The sequence below is a fragment of the Vibrio syngnathi genome, assembly GCF_002119525.1.
In the GTDB taxonomy this organism is placed as follows: Bacteria; Pseudomonadota; Gammaproteobacteria; order Enterobacterales; family Vibrionaceae; genus Vibrio; species Vibrio syngnathi.
The window spans coordinates 3,236,327-3,254,913 of the sequence record NZ_CP017916.1 but is presented as its reverse complement, the minus strand read 5'-3'; the positions used below and the strand labels follow the sequence as shown (position 1 = coordinate 3,254,913).

Here is an 18,587-nt window from a genome sequence, read left to right as displayed (position 1 = left end):
TCTAAACTGTGTTTTTATAAGCTACACATTTCTAAGTTCATATTGAGTAGCTTTAAAGCGGTTAAGAAAGTTGAGTACCAACTTCAAACCAGCTTGCACGTGAGTTCAAGATGTCTTGAACTGACATGGCTTTTTTACCTGGAACTTGCAGTTGTTCCAAAACCAGTACTTTGTCGCCAGTCGCAACATAGATACCCGTTTTATCTGCTTTGATGATTGAACCAGTTGGCGCAGACGTTGATTCTTGGTCAACACGTGTCTGCCAAACTTTAATGCTTTTTTCATCATTAGAGCTGCTATCAGTAATCGCAAAGTGACTCATTGGCCATGGGTTGAAAGCGCGCACACAACGTTCGATGTGTTCTGCACTGTCATTCCAATCAATTTTAGCTTCTTCTTTGCTCAGCTTTTTCGCGTAGTTAGCAAGTTCGTCGTCTTGCTTCTCAGCAACAGCTTTACCAGAAGCGATGTCGGCTAAACACTCAACAAGAGCATCAGGACCAAGGCCAGCCAACTTCTCGTACATTGACGCACTGGTGTCTGTTGCTTCGATTGGTAGCGTCGCGATACTTAACATATCACCGGTATCTAGGCCGATATCCATCTGCATGATCGTCACACCTGTCTCTTTATCACCCGCCCAGATAGAGCGTTGGATCGGAGCAGCACCACGCCAACGCGGTAGGATAGAGCCATGCACGTTAATACAACCCAAGCGAGGCGTATCTAATACAGCTTGTGGAAGAAGCAAGCCGTAAGCGACAACAACCATAATGTCAGCATTCAAATCTGCTAGCTCTTGCTTAGCTTGATCTGACTTGAAATTTTCTGGTTGGTAAACCGGAATATTGTTTTCAAGTGCGATGTTTTTTACTGGGCTCGCAGTCAGTTTTTTACCGCGGCCTGCTGGACGATCTGGCTGTGTGTAAACAGCAATAACTTCATGCTCCGAAGACAACAACGCCGCCAAGTGACGGGCGGCGAAATCCGGAGTACCTGCGAAGACAATTCTTAAAGATTGACCCAAGGTAGACTTCCTTCTTAATTTAGTAATAGCACCGGTTATTAACCTTGTTTCTCGTTGAAACGTTTAATCTTCGCTAGCTTATCTTGAATACGTTTGCGCTTTAGTGGCGATAGGTAATCAACAAACAACTTGCCTTCTAGGTGGTCAAGTTCGTGCTGAACACAGATAGCCAGAAGGTCGTCAGCGTCGAATGTGAATTCGTTGCCTTCTCGGTCTAATGCTTTAACCGTTACTTCTGCAGCGCGAGGTACTAGAGCTCGAGCGCCTGGTACAGATAGACAGCCTTCTTCGATACCATCTTCGCCACGTTTGTCGGTAATTTCAGGGTTGATCAGAACCATAGGCTCGTCACGTGTTTCTGAAATATCGATAACAACGATGCGCTGGTGGAAATCTACTTGCGTTGCAGCAAGGCCGATACCTTCTTCGTCGTACATGGTTTCAATCATGTCATCAACGAACTTTTGAATCTCTGGGGTAACTTCTTTTACCGGTTTCGCCACGGTACGTAGACGATCATCTGGTAATGTTAATACTTGTAATACAGACATATACACTCGAAATATTGAACTGTGCCGAAACAGCTTAAACCTTGTTGGCTCAATTCTAGACATTTTAGAGGTCAAATGACAGCATCCTGAAGGTAATTCTCTAATCAGATGTCATATATTCAGACCAAGGAACCTAGGTCATGCGTCATTTTTCCCCCGCTTTATCTCTTATTTGTGCCTCGCTTTCGTTCGCCGTTATGGCTGAAAATAGTGAGCAACCTTTAACCATTAAACAAGGCGCACCCGAGGCGTATGTGGTGGTTAAGGGGGATACCTTATGGGATATCTCCGCGATGTATCTCGATAGCCCTTGGTTGTGGCCAAGGCTATGGCAGGTAAACCCTGAAATAGAAAACCCTCACCTTATTTACCCCGGAGATAAATTGTCTCTGGTTTGGATTAATGGCGAGCCTGTGTTGAGCCTCAAACCCGTCATAAAGATAAGCCCTAAGATTCGTGTATCAGAGAAGAAAGCGGTGCCTACCGTCAATGAGGGGCTTGTTCTACCGTATCTACAATCTGACCGCTTGGTTGAGCAGCAAGATATCCAGTCAGCGCAACGAGTGTTAGGGACCAGTGATGGCAAACGCTTCTTATCGGGTGAAGACCGATTGTTTATTTCGGGAAACCAGCAGCATCAAAAATGGGGTATCTACCGTTCCGTCGAGACTTATCAAAGGCATCAACCTCAAGCGAGTATTACCTCTTTGCGTTTGGTCGCCACGGCGCGCCTGAAAGAGGTGGATGCTGAGTTCAGTAGTTTACAGATAGAGACTCAACTGCAAGAGGTACTGCTCAATGACCTCGTGTTACCAGATCTTGGCGTTGATCAGGTGAAGCTCTCAACCACGTTTTATCCAGCGCCTAGTGCTGCGGGACAGTTTGCTAATATCTTGGGCTCATTAGATGGCAGCCAATACAGCGCAAAGAATCAGGTGGTGGTTATTAACAAAGGCTCGCAAGACAATCTTCGCCAAGGCTCTATGTTTACGCTCAGCGAAAGCGGCGCGGTGGTGTTTGGTAAGCAAGGTGAATACAGCTATAAAGAATCAGCAGCGAGCGATAAGGTACAATTGCCAAGTACCTCACTCGGTAGTTTGATGGTCATTCGTCCTTATGAGTATTTTAGCTTGGCCTTGATCACTCAGAGCTCTAAGCCGGTTAGCAATGACATTCTGGCTGTATCGCCTCTGGATCTGGCTTTGACGGAAGAGCTTAAGGGCACCGAGTGAATGAGCAACAACTGAGCGCTTGGCTAACTCTAAGTTTTGTACCGCAATTGGGTGGCAAGCGCCTTTCTCGTCTGCTGAGCATTGATTCCCCTTCTAATATTGTTGGTTACTCAAGCCAGCAACTGCAAGCGATTGGTTTGTCTGCCAAGCAAATATCCTATTTAAGAGAGCAAGCCCCAAGAGAAGTGGAGGCTTGCCTCGCGTGGCAAGCAAGACAACCCAACCATCACATCATTACCCAGAATTGCTCGCATTATCCCAAGCTGCTGAATGAGACCGCCTCTGCGCCGAGCGTGCTTTTCGTTAAAGGTCACGTTGAAAAACTGATTGAGCCTCAAATCGCAATGGTCGGCAGTCGTAATGCCAGCATCGAAGGGCTGCAGACAGCGAAGTCCTTCGCCAAAGAGTTCGTCCAAAACGGTTTGATTGTCACGAGTGGCTTAGCGTTGGGCATTGACGGTTACGCTCATGATGGTGCTCTAGATAAAGGAGGAGAGACTTTCGCGGTTTTAGGTTCAGGTTTGGATTCAATTTACCCAGCGCGGCACAGAAACTTAGCCGATAGAATCTGTGAAAATGGGGCGCTGATTTCAGAGTTTCGCCCAAACGCAAAACCACGACCTGAACATTTCCCTCGGCGTAACCGTATTATAAGTGGGTTATCGCTCGGAACCTTGGTAGTTGAAGCGGCTGAGAAGAGTGGCTCGTTGATTACGGCTCGATATGCCATGGAGCAAGGCCGAGAGGTGTTTGCGTTGCCAGGCTCTATTCATAGTCCAACCAGCCGTGGCGGCAATAGCTTAATTAAAGCTGGTGCATGTTTGGTACAGAGTGCACAAGATGTTCTGATTGAAATAAAGAGTCTGTTAGACTGGTCTATCGATCAGCAACCCAGCTTGTTCGAACCTACGCCCTGTATGGGGGAAAATGAACAATTGCCATTTCCACAGCTGTTAGCTAACGTAGGGTTAGAGGCGACACCCGTTGATATTTTGGCACAGAGAACCCATATACCTGTGCATGAGGTCATGATGCAGCTTTTAGAGCTTGAGCTCTCAGGGCATGTTGTTGCAGTTTCCGGTGGCTATATTCGAAAGGGGAGAGGCTAAGCTATGATGATGGACATACTGATGTACTTGTTTGAAACCTACATCCATAGCGATTCTGAATTGCAGGTGGATCAAGATGAGCTGGAAGATGAGCTTCTTCGAGCAGGGTTTCACCAAGATGATATTTATAAGGCCCTCCATTGGTTAGAAGATCTTGCGGCATTGCAAGATACTGAGAATCAAGCGGCGATTACTATGTGTTCCAATACCTCGATGCGTATTTATACCAGTCGAGAGATTTCACGTATTAATATGGAGTGCCGAGGTTTCTTATTGTTCCTTGAACAGATCAACGTACTCACGACAGAGATTCGTGAAATGGTGATTGATCGTGTGATGGGGCTTGAGACGAGCGAATTTGAATTGGATGATCTGAAATGGATTATCTTAATGGTGCTGTTTAATGTGCCGGGTAATGAAAGTGCTTACACGCAAATGGAAGAGCTGTTGTACACCAAAGAGCAAGGTATCTTGCATTAATACAGGCTTGTCATGAGTAGTAAGATTGATAATCAGCTTTTTTCAGCACATGAACATGCATTAGAGCATGAACCATGTCCACAGTGTGGTGGAGAGCTTCAGCTTCGCCATGGTAAGCACGGCCCATTTTTAGGCTGTAAGCAGTATCCGAGCTGTGATTACATCAAGCCTCTCCATCAAAACGATGGCCATGTGGTGAAAGAGCTGGGTGTGCCGTGTCCTAAATGCCAAAACGAATTGGTATTAAGGCAAGGTCGCTTTGGTATGTTCATTGGTTGTAGTAGCTACCCAACGTGTAATCACATCGAATCTTTGGACCAACCAAAAGAACAACCTGAAGAGCAGCCACTTGTTGCTTGCCCTGAGTGTGGCAGAGGCCATTTGGTTGAGCGTAAATCTCGCTATGGCAAAACCTTTTATGCGTGCGATAACTATCCTAAGTGTAAGTTCGCCGTTAATCAGCCACCTGTTATTGGTCGTTGTGAAGAGTGTCAGTTTCCGTTGTTACTTGAGAAGAAAACAGCCAATGGCACCAAGAAACAATGTGCTGATCGCAAGTGTCATCACATTCAATCTCAATAACCTGATGTTATAGACAAAAAAACGGCGCTCACTGAGCGCCATTTTTATATCAAATCCACGATGTAGGTTTACTTCAGTTGCTGTGCTAATTCATGCACAGCAGGGTAGGCTTGCTTATCGAGAATGTCTGCCAGTGAGCATAACGCTCTTTGCAGCTCTGCGTTGTAGTCAGCGCTCACGTTAATGTGGCCCATCTTACGACCCGCACGCTTCTCTTTACCATACCAATGAACATGACAGCCACCTTTAGCAAGAATTGCTTCAGGTAGAGTATCTTCGCCAAGGATGTTGATCATTGCAGTTGGGCGAATCAATTTAGTGCTGCCTAATGGCATCCCACATACGGCACGTAGATGGTTCTCAAACTGACAAGTCTCTGCGCCTTGTTGCGTCCAGTGGCCAGAGTTATGAACACGTGGTGCAATCTCGTTAACCAGCAGTGAACCTTTAACATCAAAGAACTCTAACGCTAGCACGCCAACGTAATCCAAACGTTCTGCAACAGCGGTGAACATGGTTTTTGCTTGCTCTTGCAGTTCAATGTCATCAATCGCTGTCGATAAGCTCAACACGCCGTCGGTGTGAACATTTTCAGCCAGTGGGTACACTTGGATCTCGCCATTGGCGCCACGAGCACCGACAAGTGATACTTCGCGGTCAAACGGAACGAACTCTTCAGCCACAATCGCTTGGTTGTCTGTTGCGGCAATGCACTCAGCCATTTCTGTCCAAGTTGACTCAACATTATCTAATGTCTTTAAGCGCCACTGGCCTTTGCCATCGTAGCCGCCAAGTGTGCTCTTTAAGACCATTGGCAAGCTTACGTGAGCAATCGCAGCGTCAAAGTCTTCGCGAGAGTTAATCACGTAGTACTTAGCATTTTTCACGTTTGCTTCGTCTAACAGGGCTTTTTCAAGGCGACGGTCACCGCCAGCTTTGATTGCTTCTGTTGTCGGTAAGAACTTACCGCTGCGCTCACACACCTCAAGTACATCATGAGGGATATGCTCGAATTCAGCAGTAATGACGTCCGCACGCTCAATCGCATGGTCTAAGCCGTTGCCTAGAATTGCTTGCGTTAATGGGTGAACAATATTTTTGCTGCCAACATCAAAAGCAGAAATTTCAATATTCAGCGGTGCCCCAGCTAGGGACATCATGCGAGCAAGTTGGCCCGCGCCTAACACAAGAACATGCATGGGAATTAGTCCTCTGCAGGGTTTGGATTAGCAAGTACCGTTTCTGTTTGCTCAGAGCGGAACGCTTCTACTTTTGCCATTACTTCTTCATTGTGTGTACCAATGATTTGAGCTGCTAGGATGCCTGCATTGGCAGCACCAGCTTCACCGATAGCCAAAGTACCTACCGCGATACCTTTTGGCATTTGTACGATAGAAAGCAGTGAGTCCATGCCCTTCAGTGCTTTAGACTGAACAGGAACACCTAAAACAGGTACGCTTGTGAAAGCTGCAGCCATGCCTGGAAGATGCGCAGCACCGCCAGCACCAGCAATAATTACTTTAATACCGCGCTCTTTCGCACTGGTTGCGTAGTCAGCAAGCAACTGAGGTGTGCGGTGAGCAGAAACCACTTTTGTTTCGTACGCCACGCCAAACTGATCCAACATTTCTGCAGCTAGCTTCATTGTTGGCCAATCAGATTTAGAACCCATGATAATACCGACAGTCATCTCAAACTCCTTCAGGTACGATTTAATTAGTGATTAGATATTTTGCGCGCATTATACGGGTAAAATTGCTCAAGGAAAACGTTTGCGTCAGTGTCAGTTGTTAATTGATACATTTTATAAACAAATAGCTTTAGTCACGGTGAATGATAATTTGTACACTTAGTGAGTTAGATAACTGAATTAATGAGGCAACCCGTGGATAACTTTCAACATACTTTGCAGGCATTACAACAAGGTGAAGTCATTGCTTACCCGACCGAAGGCGTTTTTGGGGTCGGTTGTGATCCTGATAATCCACAAGCCATCAAGAAATTGCTCGATTTAAAACAGCGACCGATGGACAAAGGGTTGATCCTAATTGCTGCAAGTTACGAGCAGTTACTGCCCTATATTGACGAAAGCCAACTGACTGAAGCGCAGTTAGCGACCGTAAAAGCAACATGGCCAGGTCCGGTAACTTGGGTAATGCCAACCAGCAGTAAAGTAACTGACTGGGTCAGCGGCCAGTTTGATTCCATCGCGGTACGAGTGACGGATCACCCTTTGGTTCAAAGAATGTGTAATGAGTTCGGCAAGCCGTTAACCTCTACCAGTGCCAACCTGACTGGCGAGCCGCCTTGTATGACGACTGAAGAAGTTCAACAGCAACTAGGTCAACACTTAGTCGCGATTCTAGAAGGTCAAACGGGTGGTCGTGAGAAGCCAAGCGAAATTAGAGATGCAAAAACGTCGAAAATATTAAGACAGGGTTAAACTCTGCAAAGGAAGAAAGATGTCAGCAATTGATAAAGAAGCAGTAAAACAGTTTTTACTGAGCCTACAAGATTCGATTTGCCAGCAGCTTGAGCAAGCTGATGGTACTGCACTGTTTGAAGAAGATGCATGGCAGCGTGAACCTGGCGAGCGCCTTGGTGGCGGTGGTCGAACTCGTGTGATGACCAATGGTGCGGTATTTGAGCAAGGTGGGGTTAATTTCTCTCACGTAGCGGGTAAGGCAATGCCTGCCTCAGCCACGGCTCATCGCCCTGAATTAGCTGGACGTAAGTTTGAGGCAATGGGTGTCTCATTAGTTATCCACCCTAAAAACCCATACATCCCAACCTCACACGCGAACGTTCGATTCTTTATTGCGGAAAAAGAGGGGGAAGACCCGATTTGGTGGTTTGGTGGTGGTTTTGACTTAACGCCATTTTATCCTTTCGATGAAGACTGCCAATCTTGGCATCAAACCGCTAAAGATCTTTGTGCGCCGTTTGGTGATGATGTTTATCAAGAGCATAAAGAGTGGTGTGATAAATACTTCTATCTGCCTCACCGAGACGAAACACGCGGTGTCGGTGGTCTGTTCTTTGATGATCTGAATGAGTGGGGGTTCGATAAGAGCTTTGCTTATATGCAGGCGGTCGGTGAAGGCTTTGCAGCCGCCTATCTACCAATTGTAGAACGACGTAAAGAGACGTCTTACGGTGAGCGCGAGCGTGACTTCCAACTTTATCGTCGTGGTCGCTATGTTGAATTTAACCTAGTTTACGACCGTGGCACCTTATTTGGTCTGCAAAGCGGTGGGCGCACTGAGTCTATATTGATGTCGATGCCGCCATTGGCTCGCTGGGAATATCGCTACGAACCACAAGCAGGTTCACCTGAAGCTCTGCTTTATAGCGACTACCTAAAGCCTCGAGTTTGGTAGTTCTTCCTTCCTTATAGGGATAGTGATAGGGTCATCTATATAGATGACCCTTTTTTATTTCTGTTAGGTAAGGATATGACACAGCAAGTAGATCGTTATGCCGTTTTCGGTAACCCTATTGGGCAAAGCAAATCGCCATTCATTCACACATTATTTGCTCGCCAAACCAGTCAACAACTTACCTATACAGCACTCCAGCCAGAACAAGGTGAATTCATCACTGCTGCTCAAGCTTTTTTTAGTGAAGGTGGCAGAGGGTGTAATGTCACAGCGCCATTTAAAGAAGATGCTTATCAGTTCGCTAGTCGCCTGACTGAAAGAGCTGAACTAGCAGGTGCTGTAAACACACTTAAGAAGCTAGATGATGGAGAGATCATTGGTGATAACACCGATGGTGAAGGTTTAGTTCAAGACCTTCTTCAACATCAAGTTGCGTTAAAAGGAGCTCGCGTTCTTCTTCTTGGCGCTGGTGGTGCTGCGAGAGGAGTGATTCAACCTCTTCTCGACCAAAAGCCACAACAGCTGGTGGTCGCTAATCGAACCAGCTCCAAGGCTGAACTTCTGGCTGAGATGTTTTCTTCGCATGGCAACATCAAGGGGATGGGGCTAAGTGATGTTAATGAAGGCTTTGATGTCATTATTAACTCTACTTCGTCTGGTCTAAGCGGGCAGCTTCCTGAAGTGTCTGATGCTATTTTCAATTCTAATAGCGCCGTTTATGACATGGTTTACGGATCTGGAACGACGGTATTCAATCAGTGGGCATTAGATAATGGTGTTCACGCTGCTTATGATGGTTTGGGTATGTTGGTAGGGCAGGCCGCTGAGAGCTTTATGCTGTGGCGTGGTCTTCGCCCTGGGACAAAACAGATTTTAAGAGAATTACGTAAAAACTTAGAGATGTAACAAGGTATAAAGAATGAATCAGTCAATTCTATTTCCTGATATCCAAGATTGGGATGAAGAGAATCAATCAATCACCTTCCCAGCACAGCAATCGGGCGCACTGATTGAGTGTGTTATGTCTATTGAAGAGCTGTCTCGATTGGCAGGCAAAGATATAGAAGAGGGCGATCAAGCTTTAGTTATCTTTTCAGAGTTACGTTTCGATATTGAAGAGCTAGCTGAAGAGTTAATAGAAGAAGAGGAGTATGACTCCTCTAATCGGATCCAGATCAAAGCGCTTTAGACTGGAAGCACAGAGTCTAGATAGTCGTTTTTATTCTGAACATAGTTGTCAGCTGACTTCTGTAAAAAGGCACGCTCTTTATCGTTTAATGGGCGTGCTTGTTTTACCGGGCTTCCTACATAGAGATAACCGCTTTCAAGTACCTTATTAGGCGGCACTAAGCTACCAGCACCAATCATCACTTCTTCTTTAATAATCACGCCATCAAGCACGATAGCTCCCATACCAACAAGTACACGATCTTCAATCGTGCAGCCATGCAGCATTACTTTATGTCCGATAGTGACATCATTACCTATTAGTAGAGGATAACCTTCAGGGTTGTCAGCATTCTTATGGGTGACGTGCAAAACGCTGCCGTCTTGGATATTCGTTCTATCTCCAATATGAATGTGGTTCACATCTCCTCGAGCTGCAACCAAAGGCCACACGCTAGAGTCGTCACCGATTTTGATATCACCAACCAGTACCGAACTTGTATCTATATAGACACCTTGTCCAATCTGAGGGGATATTCCTTTATAACTGCGTATTGAACTCATAAATCCTCCTTTATATAGGCACCTTAAGCCCTTAATTAAGGGGAATACTAGTGAAAATGGGGTGTTTTGAACAAAAAACGCTCGAACAATCAAAAAAGTAAGAAAAACTTAAAAAAGGGCTTGCCAGTGTGATCGAAATCTCTATAATGCCACCTCGCTGACACAGGATGGCTTCGAAGCTTAGGTTTCAAAAGCGAAAACGAATCAGCAGGTCAAATTAGCCAAGCTAAGCGCTTGAAAAAAGTTTTGAAAATAGTGGTTGACACTAAAACTTAAATCGCTAAAATGACCGTCCGATTTGAGCGAAGCTCGAAAAGGAAAAGCTCTTTAACAATTTAAACCTATCAATCTGTGTGGGCACTCGTTGATGAATATCAAAACGTTATTACTTAGGTAATGACAGTTACTTCGGTAACAAACTTGATTTCAATGAACTGAGTGACCAATACGTTTAACTACTTGTAGTTATTCGGCACAGTCAATTCATTACCATTCTGTTCCTATTTATTTAAGAAGAGAGGGGTAATAGCTTTAGGATTACATGTTCTTTGTTTATTTTCGAATAGGCGAATGAATATTAGTTTTGAAGTCAGTATTCGTTGAGTCACAAAATCTTAAATTGAAGAGTTTGATCATGGCTCAGATTGAACGCTGGCGGCAGGCCTAACACATGCAAGTCGAGCGGAAACGACAACATTGAATCTTCGGAGGATTTGTTGGGCGTCGAGCGGCGGACGGGTGAGTAATGCCTAGGAAATTGCCTTGATGTGGGGGATAACCATTGGAAACGATGGCTAATACCGCATAATGCCTACGGGCCAAAGAGGGGGATCTTCGGACCTCTCGCGTCAAGATATGCCTAGGTGGGATTAGCTAGTTGGTGAGGTAATGGCTCACCAAGGCGACGATCCCTAGCTGGTCTGAGAGGATGATCAGCCACACTGGAACTGAGACACGGTCCAGACTCCTACGGGAGGCAGCAGTGGGGAATATTGCACAATGGGCGAAAGCCTGATGCAGCCATGCCGCGTGTATGAAGAAGGCCTTCGGGTTGTAAAGTACTTTCAGTTGTGAGGAAGGGTGTGTAGTTAATAGCTGCACATCTTGACGTTAGCAACAGAAGAAGCACCGGCTAACTCCGTGCCAGCAGCCGCGGTAATACGGAGGGTGCGAGCGTTAATCGGAATTACTGGGCGTAAAGCGCATGCAGGTGGTTCATTAAGTCAGATGTGAAAGCCCGGGGCTCAACCTCGGAACTGCATTTGAAACTGGTGAACTAGAGTGCTGTAGAGGGGGGTAGAATTTCAGGTGTAGCGGTGAAATGCGTAGAGATCTGAAGGAATACCAGTGGCGAAGGCGGCCCCCTGGACAGACACTGACACTCAGATGCGAAAGCGTGGGGAGCAAACAGGATTAGATACCCTGGTAGTCCACGCCGTAAACGATGTCTACTTGGAGGTTGTGGCCTTGAGCCGTGGCTTTCGGAGCTAACGCGTTAAGTAGACCGCCTGGGGAGTACGGTCGCAAGATTAAAACTCAAATGAATTGACGGGGGCCCGCACAAGCGGTGGAGCATGTGGTTTAATTCGATGCAACGCGAAGAACCTTACCTACTCTTGACATCCAGAGAAGCCAGCGGAGACGCAGGTGTGCCTTCGGGAGCTCTGAGACAGGTGCTGCATGGCTGTCGTCAGCTCGTGTTGTGAAATGTTGGGTTAAGTCCCGCAACGAGCGCAACCCTTATCCTTGTTTGCCAGCGAGTAATGTCGGGAACTCCAGGGAGACTGCCGGTGATAAACCGGAGGAAGGTGGGGACGACGTCAAGTCATCATGGCCCTTACGAGTAGGGCTACACACGTGCTACAATGGCGCATACAGAGGGCAGCAAGCTAGCGATAGTGAGCGAATCCCAAAAAGTGCGTCGTAGTCCGGATTGGAGTCTGCAACTCGACTCCATGAAGTCGGAATCGCTAGTAATCGTGAATCAGAATGTCACGGTGAATACGTTCCCGGGCCTTGTACACACCGCCCGTCACACCATGGGAGTGGGCTGCAAAAGAAGTGGGTAGTTTAACCTTTCGGGGAGGACGCTCACCACTTTGTGGTTCATGACTGGGGTGAAGTCGTAACAAGGTAGCCCTAGGGGAACCTGGGGCTGGATCACCTCCTTATACGAAGATACCACGATGAGTGTCCACACAGATTGATTAGGTTTAGAAAAGCAAAGAGAAGAAGAACTCCCAAGGTTCTTCGAAGTTTGTTTCTGCTTTTTAAAGTAGAGATGAATTAGCAGTGTCCCGTTCGTCTAGAGGCCTAGGACACCGCCCTTTCACGGCGGTAACAGGGGTTCGACTCCCCTACGGGATACCATTGGGTCGTTAGCTCAGTTGGTAGAGCAGTTGACTTTTAATCAATTGGTCGCAGGTTCGAATCCTGCACGACCCACCATTTCCTCCCAAGGAAATAAAAATATGGGGCTATAGCTCAGCTGGGAGAGCGCCTGCCTTGCACGCAGGAGGTCTGCGGTTCGATCCCGCATAGCTCCACCATTCTTTCTCCATGAAGGAATTAAAACTATCATGGGCGATTAGCTCAGTTGGGAGAGCACCTGCCTTACAAGCAGGGGGTCACTGGTTCGAGCCCGGTATCGCCCACCATCTTTAAGCATTCTCGAAAGAGAGTTTTTAAAAATGGGTTGAAAGTTTAACGCTTAAAACTCTTGCTCTTTAACAATTTGGAAAGCTGACTGATTGATTACTTACGAGTAATTCAATCAAATTTAAAAGTTCTCAATGTTTATCTGCTCTTAGTTAATAAGAACGGTATAAACACAACAAACACATTCAAGTGTCTTGTATTCGAATCAATGTTTACATTGATTCACAATTGAGTCCGGCAAACAGTCATTGAGAATTAACCCTTCTTGATGACAACCAAAAACCTTGGTTAGTTGCCATACGCTTATTTGTCCTCACTTTTTAAAGTGAAAGCAAATAGAAACCCTTTCGGGTTGTATGGTTAAGTGACTAAGCGTACACGGTGGATGCCTTGGCAGTCAGAGGCGATGAAAGGCGTAATAACTTGCGATAAGCCCAGATTAGGTAGTAATAACCTTTTGAGTCTGGGATTCCTGAATGGGGAAACCCACTTGCATAAGCAAGTATCCTGTTGTGAATACATAGCAACAGGAGGCAAACCGGGGGAACTGAAACATCTAAGTACCCCGAGGAAGAGAAATCAACCGAGATTCCGAAAGTAGCGGCGAGCGAAATTGGATTAGCCCTTAAGCTTTTAATGATGCAGGTGAAGGCTCTGGAAAGTGCCGCAATAAAGGGTGATAGCCCCGTAACCGACACATCATAATCAGTGAAAACGAGTAGGGCGGGACACGTGATATCCTGTCTGAATATGGGGGGACCATCCTCCAAGGCTAAATACTACTGACTGACCGATAGTGAACCAGTACCGTGAGGGAAAGGCGAAAAGAACCCCTGTGAGGGGAGTGAAATAGAACCTGAAACCGTGTACGTACAAGCAGTAGGAGCACCTTCGTGGTGTGACTGCGTACCTTTTGTATAATGGGTCAGCGACTTAATTTTAGTAGCAAGGTTAACCGTTTAGGGGAGCCGTAGGGAAACCGAGTCTTAACTGGGCGTACAGTTGCTAGGATTAGACCCGAAACCAGGTGATCTAGCCATGGGCAGGTTGAAGGTTGAGTAACATCAACTGGAGGACCGAACCGACTAATGTTGAAAAATTAGCGGATGACTTGTGGCTAGGGGTGAAAGGCCAATCAAACCTGGAGATAGCTGGTTCTCCCCGAAAGCTATTTAGGTAGCGCCTCGGACGAATACTACTGGGGGTAGAGCACTGTTAAGGCTAGGGGGTCATCCCGACTTACCAACCCTTTGCAAACTCCGAATACCAGTAAGTACTATCCGGGAGACACACGGCGGGTGCTAACGTCCGTCGTGGAGAGGGAAACAACCCAGACCGCCAGCTAAGGTCCCAAAGTATAGCTAAGTGGGAAACGATGTGGGAAGGCTCAGACAGCCAGGATGTTGGCTTAGAAGCAGCCATCATTTAAAGAAAGCGTAATAGCTCACTGGTCGAGTCGGCCTGCGCGGAAGATGTAACGGGGCTAAGCTATACACCGAAGCTGCGGCTACGTACCTTAGGGTATGTGGGGTAGGGGAGCGTTCTGTAAGCCGTTGAAGGTGTGCTGTAAGGCATGCTGGAGGTATCAGAAGTGCGAATGCTGACATGAGTAACGATAAAGGGAGTGAAAAACTCCCTCGCCGGAAGACCAAGGGTTCCTGTCCAACGTTAATCGGGGCAGGGTAAGTCGACTCCTAAGGCGAGGCCGAAAGGCGTAGTCGATGGGAAACGGGTTAATATTCCCGTACTTCTTACAATTGCGATGGGGGGACGGAGAAGGCTAGGTGGGCCTGGCGACGGTTGTCCAGGTTCAAGTACGTAGGCGGAAAGTTTAGGTAAATCCGGACTTTCTTAACGCTGAGATACGATGTCGAGCTACTACGGTAGTGAAGTCATTGATGCCATGCTTCCAGGAAAAGCCTCTAAGCTTCAGATTGTAAGGAATCGTACCCCAAACCGACACAGGTGGTCGGGTAGAGAATACCAAGGCGCTTGAGAGAACTCGGGTGAAGGAACTAGGCAAAATGGTACCGTAACTTCGGGAGAAGGTACGCTCTTATCAGTGAAGTCCCTTGCGGATGGAGCAGACGAGAGTCGCAGATACCAGGTGGCTGCAACTGTTTATTAAAAACACAGCACTGTGCAAAATCGTAAGATGACGTATACGGTGTGACGCCTGCCCGGTGCCGGAAGGTTAATTGATGGGGTTAGACTTCGGTCGAAGCTCTTGATCGAAGCCCCGGTAAACGGCGGCCGTAACTATAACGGTCCTAAGGTAGCGAAATTCCTTGTCGGGTAAGTTCCGACCTGCACGAATGGCGTAATGATGGCCACGCTGTCTCCACCCGAGACTCAGTGAAATTGAAATCGCTGTGAAGATGCAGTGTACCCGCGGCTAGACGGAAAGACCCCGTGAACCTTTACTACAGCTTGGCACTGAACATTGAACCTACATGTGTAGGATAGGTGGGAGACTATGAAACCGCGTCGCTAGATGTGGTGGAGTCGTCCTTGAAATACCACCCTTGTAGTTTTGATGTTCTAACGTTGGTCCCTGAATCGGGATTACGGACAGTGCCTGGTGGGTAGTTTGACTGGGGCGGTCTCCTCCCAAAGAGTAACGGAGGAGCACGAAGGTGGGCTAAACACGGTTGGACATCGTGTGGTTAGTGCAATGGCATAAGCCCGCTTGACTGCGAGAATGACAATTCGAGCAGGTGCGAAAGCAGGTCATAGTGATCCGGTGGTTCTGAATGGAAGGGCCATCGCTCAACGGATAAAAGGTACTCCGGGGATAACAGGCTGATACCGCCCAAGAGTTCATATCGACGGCGGTGTTTGGCACCTCGATGTCGGCTCATCACATCCTGGGGCTGAAGTCGGTCCCAAGGGTATGGCTGTTCGCCATTTAAAGTGGTACGCGAGCTGGGTTTAGAACGTCGTGAGACAGTTCGGTCCCTATCTGCCGTGGGCGTTGGAAAATTGAAAGGGGCTGCTCCTAGTACGAGAGGACCGGAGTGGACGAACCTCTGGTGTTCGGGTTGTCATGCCAATGGCATTGCCCGGTAGCTAAGTTCGGAATCGATAACCGCTGAAAGCATCTAAGCGGGAAGCGAGCCTTGAGATGAGTTTTCCCTGGCACTATAAGTGTCCTAAAGGGTTGTCGTAGACTACGACGTTGATAGGCAGGGTGTGTAAGTGCTGCGAGGCATTGAGCTAACCTGTACTAATTGCCCGTGAGGCTTAACCATACAACACCCAAGGGGTTTTGTGGACTCAGAAGTACCAGACCTTGAATGCGTTTGAAGAGATACTTTTAAATCAGTTTTCCGAATTATTAATTGTCGCTAATGCGTCAATTAAACAAAATTTGCTTGGCGACCATAGCATTGTGGACCCACCTGATTCCATGCCGAACTCAGAAGTGAAACACAATAGCGCCGATGGTAGTGTGGGGTTCCCCCATGTGAGAGTAGGACATCGCCAGGCTTTAAATATAATTACTCGTATTACGAGTAATAACATTAGCAGTGCATTAATCTGTTAATGACAATTTGTTGGAGGGATGGCTGAGTGGTCGAAAGCACCGGTCTTGAAAACCGGCAACCGTTAATAGCGGTTCTAGGGTTCAAATCCCTATCCCTCCACCACCATTGAAAAGCCCGCTGAGAAATCAGCGGGCTTTTTTCTTATATGTAATATAAATAAAAAGAGAAGAGCACTGACGTGCCCTTCTCTTTTTGTTTACCGGAACCTTATCATTGCTAGTCTGTTAAATATTTATACCAATCCGGAAAATTAACTGATCAGGTTTATCCAATCCCTTCTGCTCATTTTTGTGACACGATCTTTGCACTCAAGAAATTCATTCCAAGCGCGACAAACCTTGGAAACAATGTCGTTATAATCCGTGAAACTTTGATTCGCTAGATAATGTTGTCGCAACCAACTCCAAACTTGCTCTATAGGGTTAAGCTCTGGCGAGTAGGGAGGAAGCTTAATAGTACTGACGTTATTAAATTCTCTCGCAATATCATCGGTATGCCAGCCTGCACCATCCATTATAACGACAGCATGACGTCCTTTTTCTGTAGCCTTAGATATCTGCTCTAAGTGATTTGTCATTATGTCCTTGTTAACCCAAGGAACCACTATGGCTTCGCCAATTCCTCTTTCAGGGCATACCGAACCAAACAAATAAGCGTATTCAAATTGCTGTTGTTTTACCACGCGAGGCCTCGTTCCACGAGTCGCCCAAAGACGTGTCGTTGTGTTCTGCTGACCAAACCTAGCTTCATCTTGAAACCAGACATCAACACTCTCTAGCCCGATATGGCCGGGGATCTTAAGGATCGTTTCTATTTTGAATTTTTTTAAAATCGTCTTGGATTTGCTGTGATTGTTTAGGGTGTTTGGAGCGAGAAGTTATCCAAGAGAAGCCCATGTGGTCGAGGAGATAATAGATAGAATTAGGGTGGTAGTATTTATCAAAGTTTTTCACGATGTAGTCATGTATATCGCTCCCGACAAGGCGCCCGCCTGAAGGGGACTCTGCTTCTTTCTTAATGAATGCACTGAGTTGTTTTTGTTGTTCTGCATTGAGGTATGCAGGTCTGCCTGTGCGAGGTTTTTCTTGAAGCCCTTCCAATCCTTCTTCAAGAAATACTTGAACCCATTTGTTTACACTAGTTCGACTGACTTTAAGGTATTTGGCAATTTGAGTGCGCGAGTGACCTTCTTTGAAGTGGGCTAGTGCTAGCAAGCGAACCTTCATTTGAATGGTTTTTTGTTGGCTTGCTAGCTTTTTAAAATCAGTATTATTAAGGCTATCCATGACGATTTTCTGTAAGAGTTCGACGGCCTTAATTAGATCACATTTTTACTTTAATTGGTATTACCCTCTGCAACTTGCCAAAATGCTCTTATTAGAGGGTTATCTAGCTGAGAGCGTTTACAGCAAACGCCTAATTCAAAGGGTTTTATAGGTTCTATTTTTAAGCGATCGACTTTGTCTCTCACAGGGCTGTTGTTGATTACAACGTCTGGCGCGATACCAACCCCACAACCAAGAGCCACCATACTTACGATCGCTTCATGACCAGATACCTGAGCGTAAATGTTGGGCTTTATCTTCATCTTTTTGAACCACGCGTTCGCACGTTCTCGTGCAGTACCTGCTTCTGGGATGATAAAAGGCACTTCATTCCAGTTTGGTTTATCTGATTGAAGCTGCTGGCTAAAACTACTCACACCGGATGGGATGATCACTGACAGTGGTATATCGCTGATGGTTTCGAATTCTAATCTTGAAGGTAAAATGTCAGGTTTAGCTGAAATGGCGATATCAGCCTCATCATTCAGTATTTTGTCGATGGATTGAGCTGGATCGCCTGTAGAGAGCTTAAATTCAATATACGGATGAATAGCTCTGAATTCGGTAATGAGTTCAGGAAGGTGACTGTAGCTTGCTGTTACGGAACAGAAAATACGGATCTCACCCTTGAGTTCCTGTTCTCCGCCTTTTAGATGAAGATTATATTGCTGCCACTCGCCAACGATGCTCAATGCCACAGGTAATAGGTGTTTACCTGCCGGAGTCAGATCAACACTGCGATTATCCCTGATAAGCAGTTCTTGCCCTGTTTCTTCCTCAAGCTTTTGTATTTGACGACTAAGGGCAGAAGGACTGACGTGCATAGCTGCAGCGGTTTTGCTGAAACTCTTGCTGTCACATAAATGTATAAATAATTGTAGAGATTTTATGTTCATGTTCTGCGAACGTTTCCATGTTGCATTTATTGCAATAACTAATTGTGAATATATCACTTTCAGCAACG

Annotated in this window: 15 protein-coding genes, 5 tRNA genes and 3 rRNA genes; 16 read left to right on the top strand and 7 right to left on the bottom strand. The window is 46.4% G+C overall.

Annotated elements, in window-relative coordinates:
- Positions 1 to 61 precede the first annotated feature (61 nt).
- Complete coding sequence (gene fmt, locus K08M4_RS14795) at positions 62 to 1,027, bottom strand: methionyl-tRNA formyltransferase (protein WP_086050340.1); 966 nt, start codon at positions 1,025 to 1,027, stop codon at positions 62 to 64.
- A 38-nt stretch (positions 1,028 to 1,065) separates the two neighbouring features.
- A complete protein-coding gene (gene def / locus K08M4_RS14790; protein ID WP_004735769.1) occupies positions 1,066 to 1,578 on the bottom strand; it encodes a peptide deformylase in 513 nt (170 codons plus the stop codon).
- Between the two features lie 140 nt (positions 1,579 to 1,718).
- On the opposite strand from def, the gene K08M4_RS14785 reads away from it, so the two are divergent.
- Genes K08M4_RS14785 through K08M4_RS14770 form a run of 4 tightly spaced genes read left to right on the top strand, consistent with a single transcriptional unit; the run spans position 1,719 to position 4,981 of the window.
- Positions 1,719 to 2,810 (top strand): LysM peptidoglycan-binding domain-containing protein, encoded by a 1,092-nt coding sequence (locus K08M4_RS14785; protein WP_086050339.1) that lies wholly within the window; start codon positions 1,719 to 1,721, stop codon positions 2,808 to 2,810.
- Positions 2,807 to 3,919: a DNA-processing protein DprA gene (dprA, locus tag K08M4_RS14780; protein WP_086050338.1), complete on the top strand. Its 1,113-nt coding sequence runs from the start codon at positions 2,807 to 2,809 to the stop codon at positions 3,917 to 3,919. The genes K08M4_RS14785 and dprA overlap by 4 nt, the downstream gene beginning before the upstream one ends.
- Positions 3,920 to 3,922: 3 nt before the next feature.
- A complete protein-coding gene (locus K08M4_RS14775; protein WP_004735774.1) occupies positions 3,923 to 4,399 on the top strand; it encodes a DUF494 family protein in 477 nt (158 codons plus the stop codon).
- 12 nt (positions 4,400 to 4,411) lie between these two features.
- Positions 4,412 to 4,981, top strand: a complete 570-nt coding sequence (locus K08M4_RS14770; RefSeq protein WP_086050337.1) for a DNA topoisomerase family protein — start codon at positions 4,412 to 4,414, stop codon at positions 4,979 to 4,981.
- 68 nt (positions 4,982 to 5,049) lie between these two features.
- Here K08M4_RS14770 and K08M4_RS14765 read toward each other — a convergent pair whose 3' ends face one another.
- Together K08M4_RS14765 and purE are read right to left on the bottom strand one after the other, a co-directional pair.
- Entirely contained in the window at positions 5,050 to 6,180 is a 1,131-nt protein-coding gene (locus K08M4_RS14765) for a 5-(carboxyamino)imidazole ribonucleotide synthase (protein ID WP_086050336.1), read from the bottom strand.
- 5 nt (positions 6,181 to 6,185) lie between these two features.
- Complete coding sequence (gene purE / locus K08M4_RS14760) at positions 6,186 to 6,671, bottom strand: 5-(carboxyamino)imidazole ribonucleotide mutase (RefSeq protein WP_004735777.1); 486 nt, start codon at positions 6,669 to 6,671, stop codon at positions 6,186 to 6,188.
- A gap of 195 nt (positions 6,672 to 6,866) precedes the next feature.
- On the opposite strand from purE, the gene tsaC reads away from it, so the two are divergent.
- From tsaC to K08M4_RS14740, 4 genes are all read left to right on the top strand, one after another.
- Complete coding sequence (gene tsaC, locus K08M4_RS14755; protein WP_086050335.1) at positions 6,867 to 7,424, top strand: L-threonylcarbamoyladenylate synthase type 1 TsaC; 558 nt, start codon at positions 6,867 to 6,869, stop codon at positions 7,422 to 7,424.
- A gap of 19 nt (positions 7,425 to 7,443) precedes the next feature.
- On the top strand, positions 7,444 to 8,361 hold the full coding sequence (hemF, locus tag K08M4_RS14750) for an oxygen-dependent coproporphyrinogen oxidase (protein ID WP_061025234.1): 918 nt from the start codon (positions 7,444 to 7,446) through the stop codon (positions 8,359 to 8,361).
- 75 nt (positions 8,362 to 8,436) lie between these two features.
- The gene (gene aroE, locus K08M4_RS14745; protein WP_086050334.1) at positions 8,437 to 9,267 is read left to right on the top strand and encodes a shikimate dehydrogenase; all 831 of its coding nucleotides are present in this window, start codon (positions 8,437 to 8,439) and stop codon (positions 9,265 to 9,267) included.
- A 13-nt stretch (positions 9,268 to 9,280) separates the two neighbouring features.
- Positions 9,281 to 9,550: a DUF1488 family protein gene (locus tag K08M4_RS14740; RefSeq protein WP_086050333.1), complete on the top strand. Its 270-nt coding sequence runs from the start codon at positions 9,281 to 9,283 to the stop codon at positions 9,548 to 9,550.
- Here K08M4_RS14740 and K08M4_RS14735 read toward each other — a convergent pair.
- Positions 9,547 to 10,092, bottom strand: coding sequence for a gamma carbonic anhydrase family protein (locus tag K08M4_RS14735; protein ID WP_086050332.1), 546 nt, complete (start codon positions 10,090 to 10,092; stop codon positions 9,547 to 9,549). The genes K08M4_RS14740 and K08M4_RS14735 overlap by 4 nt on opposite strands.
- Before the next feature lie 616 nt (positions 10,093 to 10,708).
- Between K08M4_RS14735 and K08M4_RS14725 the strand changes: the two genes are divergently transcribed.
- The 8 genes from K08M4_RS14725 to K08M4_RS14690 all read left to right on the top strand — a co-directional run bounded on the left by K08M4_RS14725 (position 10,709) and on the right by K08M4_RS14690 (position 16,400).
- Positions 10,709 to 12,263 (top strand): 16S ribosomal RNA (locus K08M4_RS14725).
- Between the two features lie 123 nt (positions 12,264 to 12,386).
- A tRNA-Glu gene (locus tag K08M4_RS14720) sits at positions 12,387 to 12,462 on the top strand.
- Between the two features lie 2 nt (positions 12,463 to 12,464).
- Positions 12,465 to 12,540 (top strand) — tRNA-Lys (locus K08M4_RS14715).
- 25 nt (positions 12,541 to 12,565) lie between these two features.
- A tRNA-Ala gene (locus tag K08M4_RS14710) sits at positions 12,566 to 12,641 on the top strand.
- Between the two features lie 32 nt (positions 12,642 to 12,673).
- Positions 12,674 to 12,749 (top strand) — tRNA-Val (locus K08M4_RS14705).
- 359 nt (positions 12,750 to 13,108) lie between these two features.
- Positions 13,109 to 16,001: ribosomal RNA gene (locus K08M4_RS14700) — 23S ribosomal RNA — on the top strand.
- Between the two features lie 122 nt (positions 16,002 to 16,123).
- A 5S ribosomal RNA gene (gene rrf, locus K08M4_RS14695) occupies positions 16,124 to 16,239 on the top strand.
- Together the 16S, 23S and 5S rRNA genes with 5 tRNA genes alongside form the textbook arrangement of a ribosomal RNA operon.
- A 70-nt stretch (positions 16,240 to 16,309) precedes the next feature.
- Positions 16,310 to 16,400, top strand: a tRNA-Ser gene (locus K08M4_RS14690).
- A 148-nt stretch (positions 16,401 to 16,548) separates the two neighbouring features.
- Here the strand turns inward: K08M4_RS14690 and K08M4_RS22000 are convergent.
- Together K08M4_RS22000 and ilvY are read right to left on the bottom strand one after the other, a co-directional pair.
- A protein-coding gene (locus K08M4_RS22000; RefSeq protein ID WP_157665750.1) for an IS630 family transposase occupies positions 16,549 to 17,584 on the bottom strand; the annotation gives its coding sequence in 2 pieces (ribosomal slippage) (positions 16,549 to 17,124 and positions 17,126 to 17,584; 1,035 coding nt in all).
- A gap of 50 nt (positions 17,585 to 17,634) precedes the next feature.
- Positions 17,635 to 18,519: an HTH-type transcriptional activator IlvY gene (ilvY, locus tag K08M4_RS14675; RefSeq protein WP_086050331.1), complete on the bottom strand. Its 885-nt coding sequence runs from the start codon at positions 18,517 to 18,519 to the stop codon at positions 17,635 to 17,637.
- Between the last annotated feature and the right edge of the window lie 68 nt (positions 18,520 to 18,587).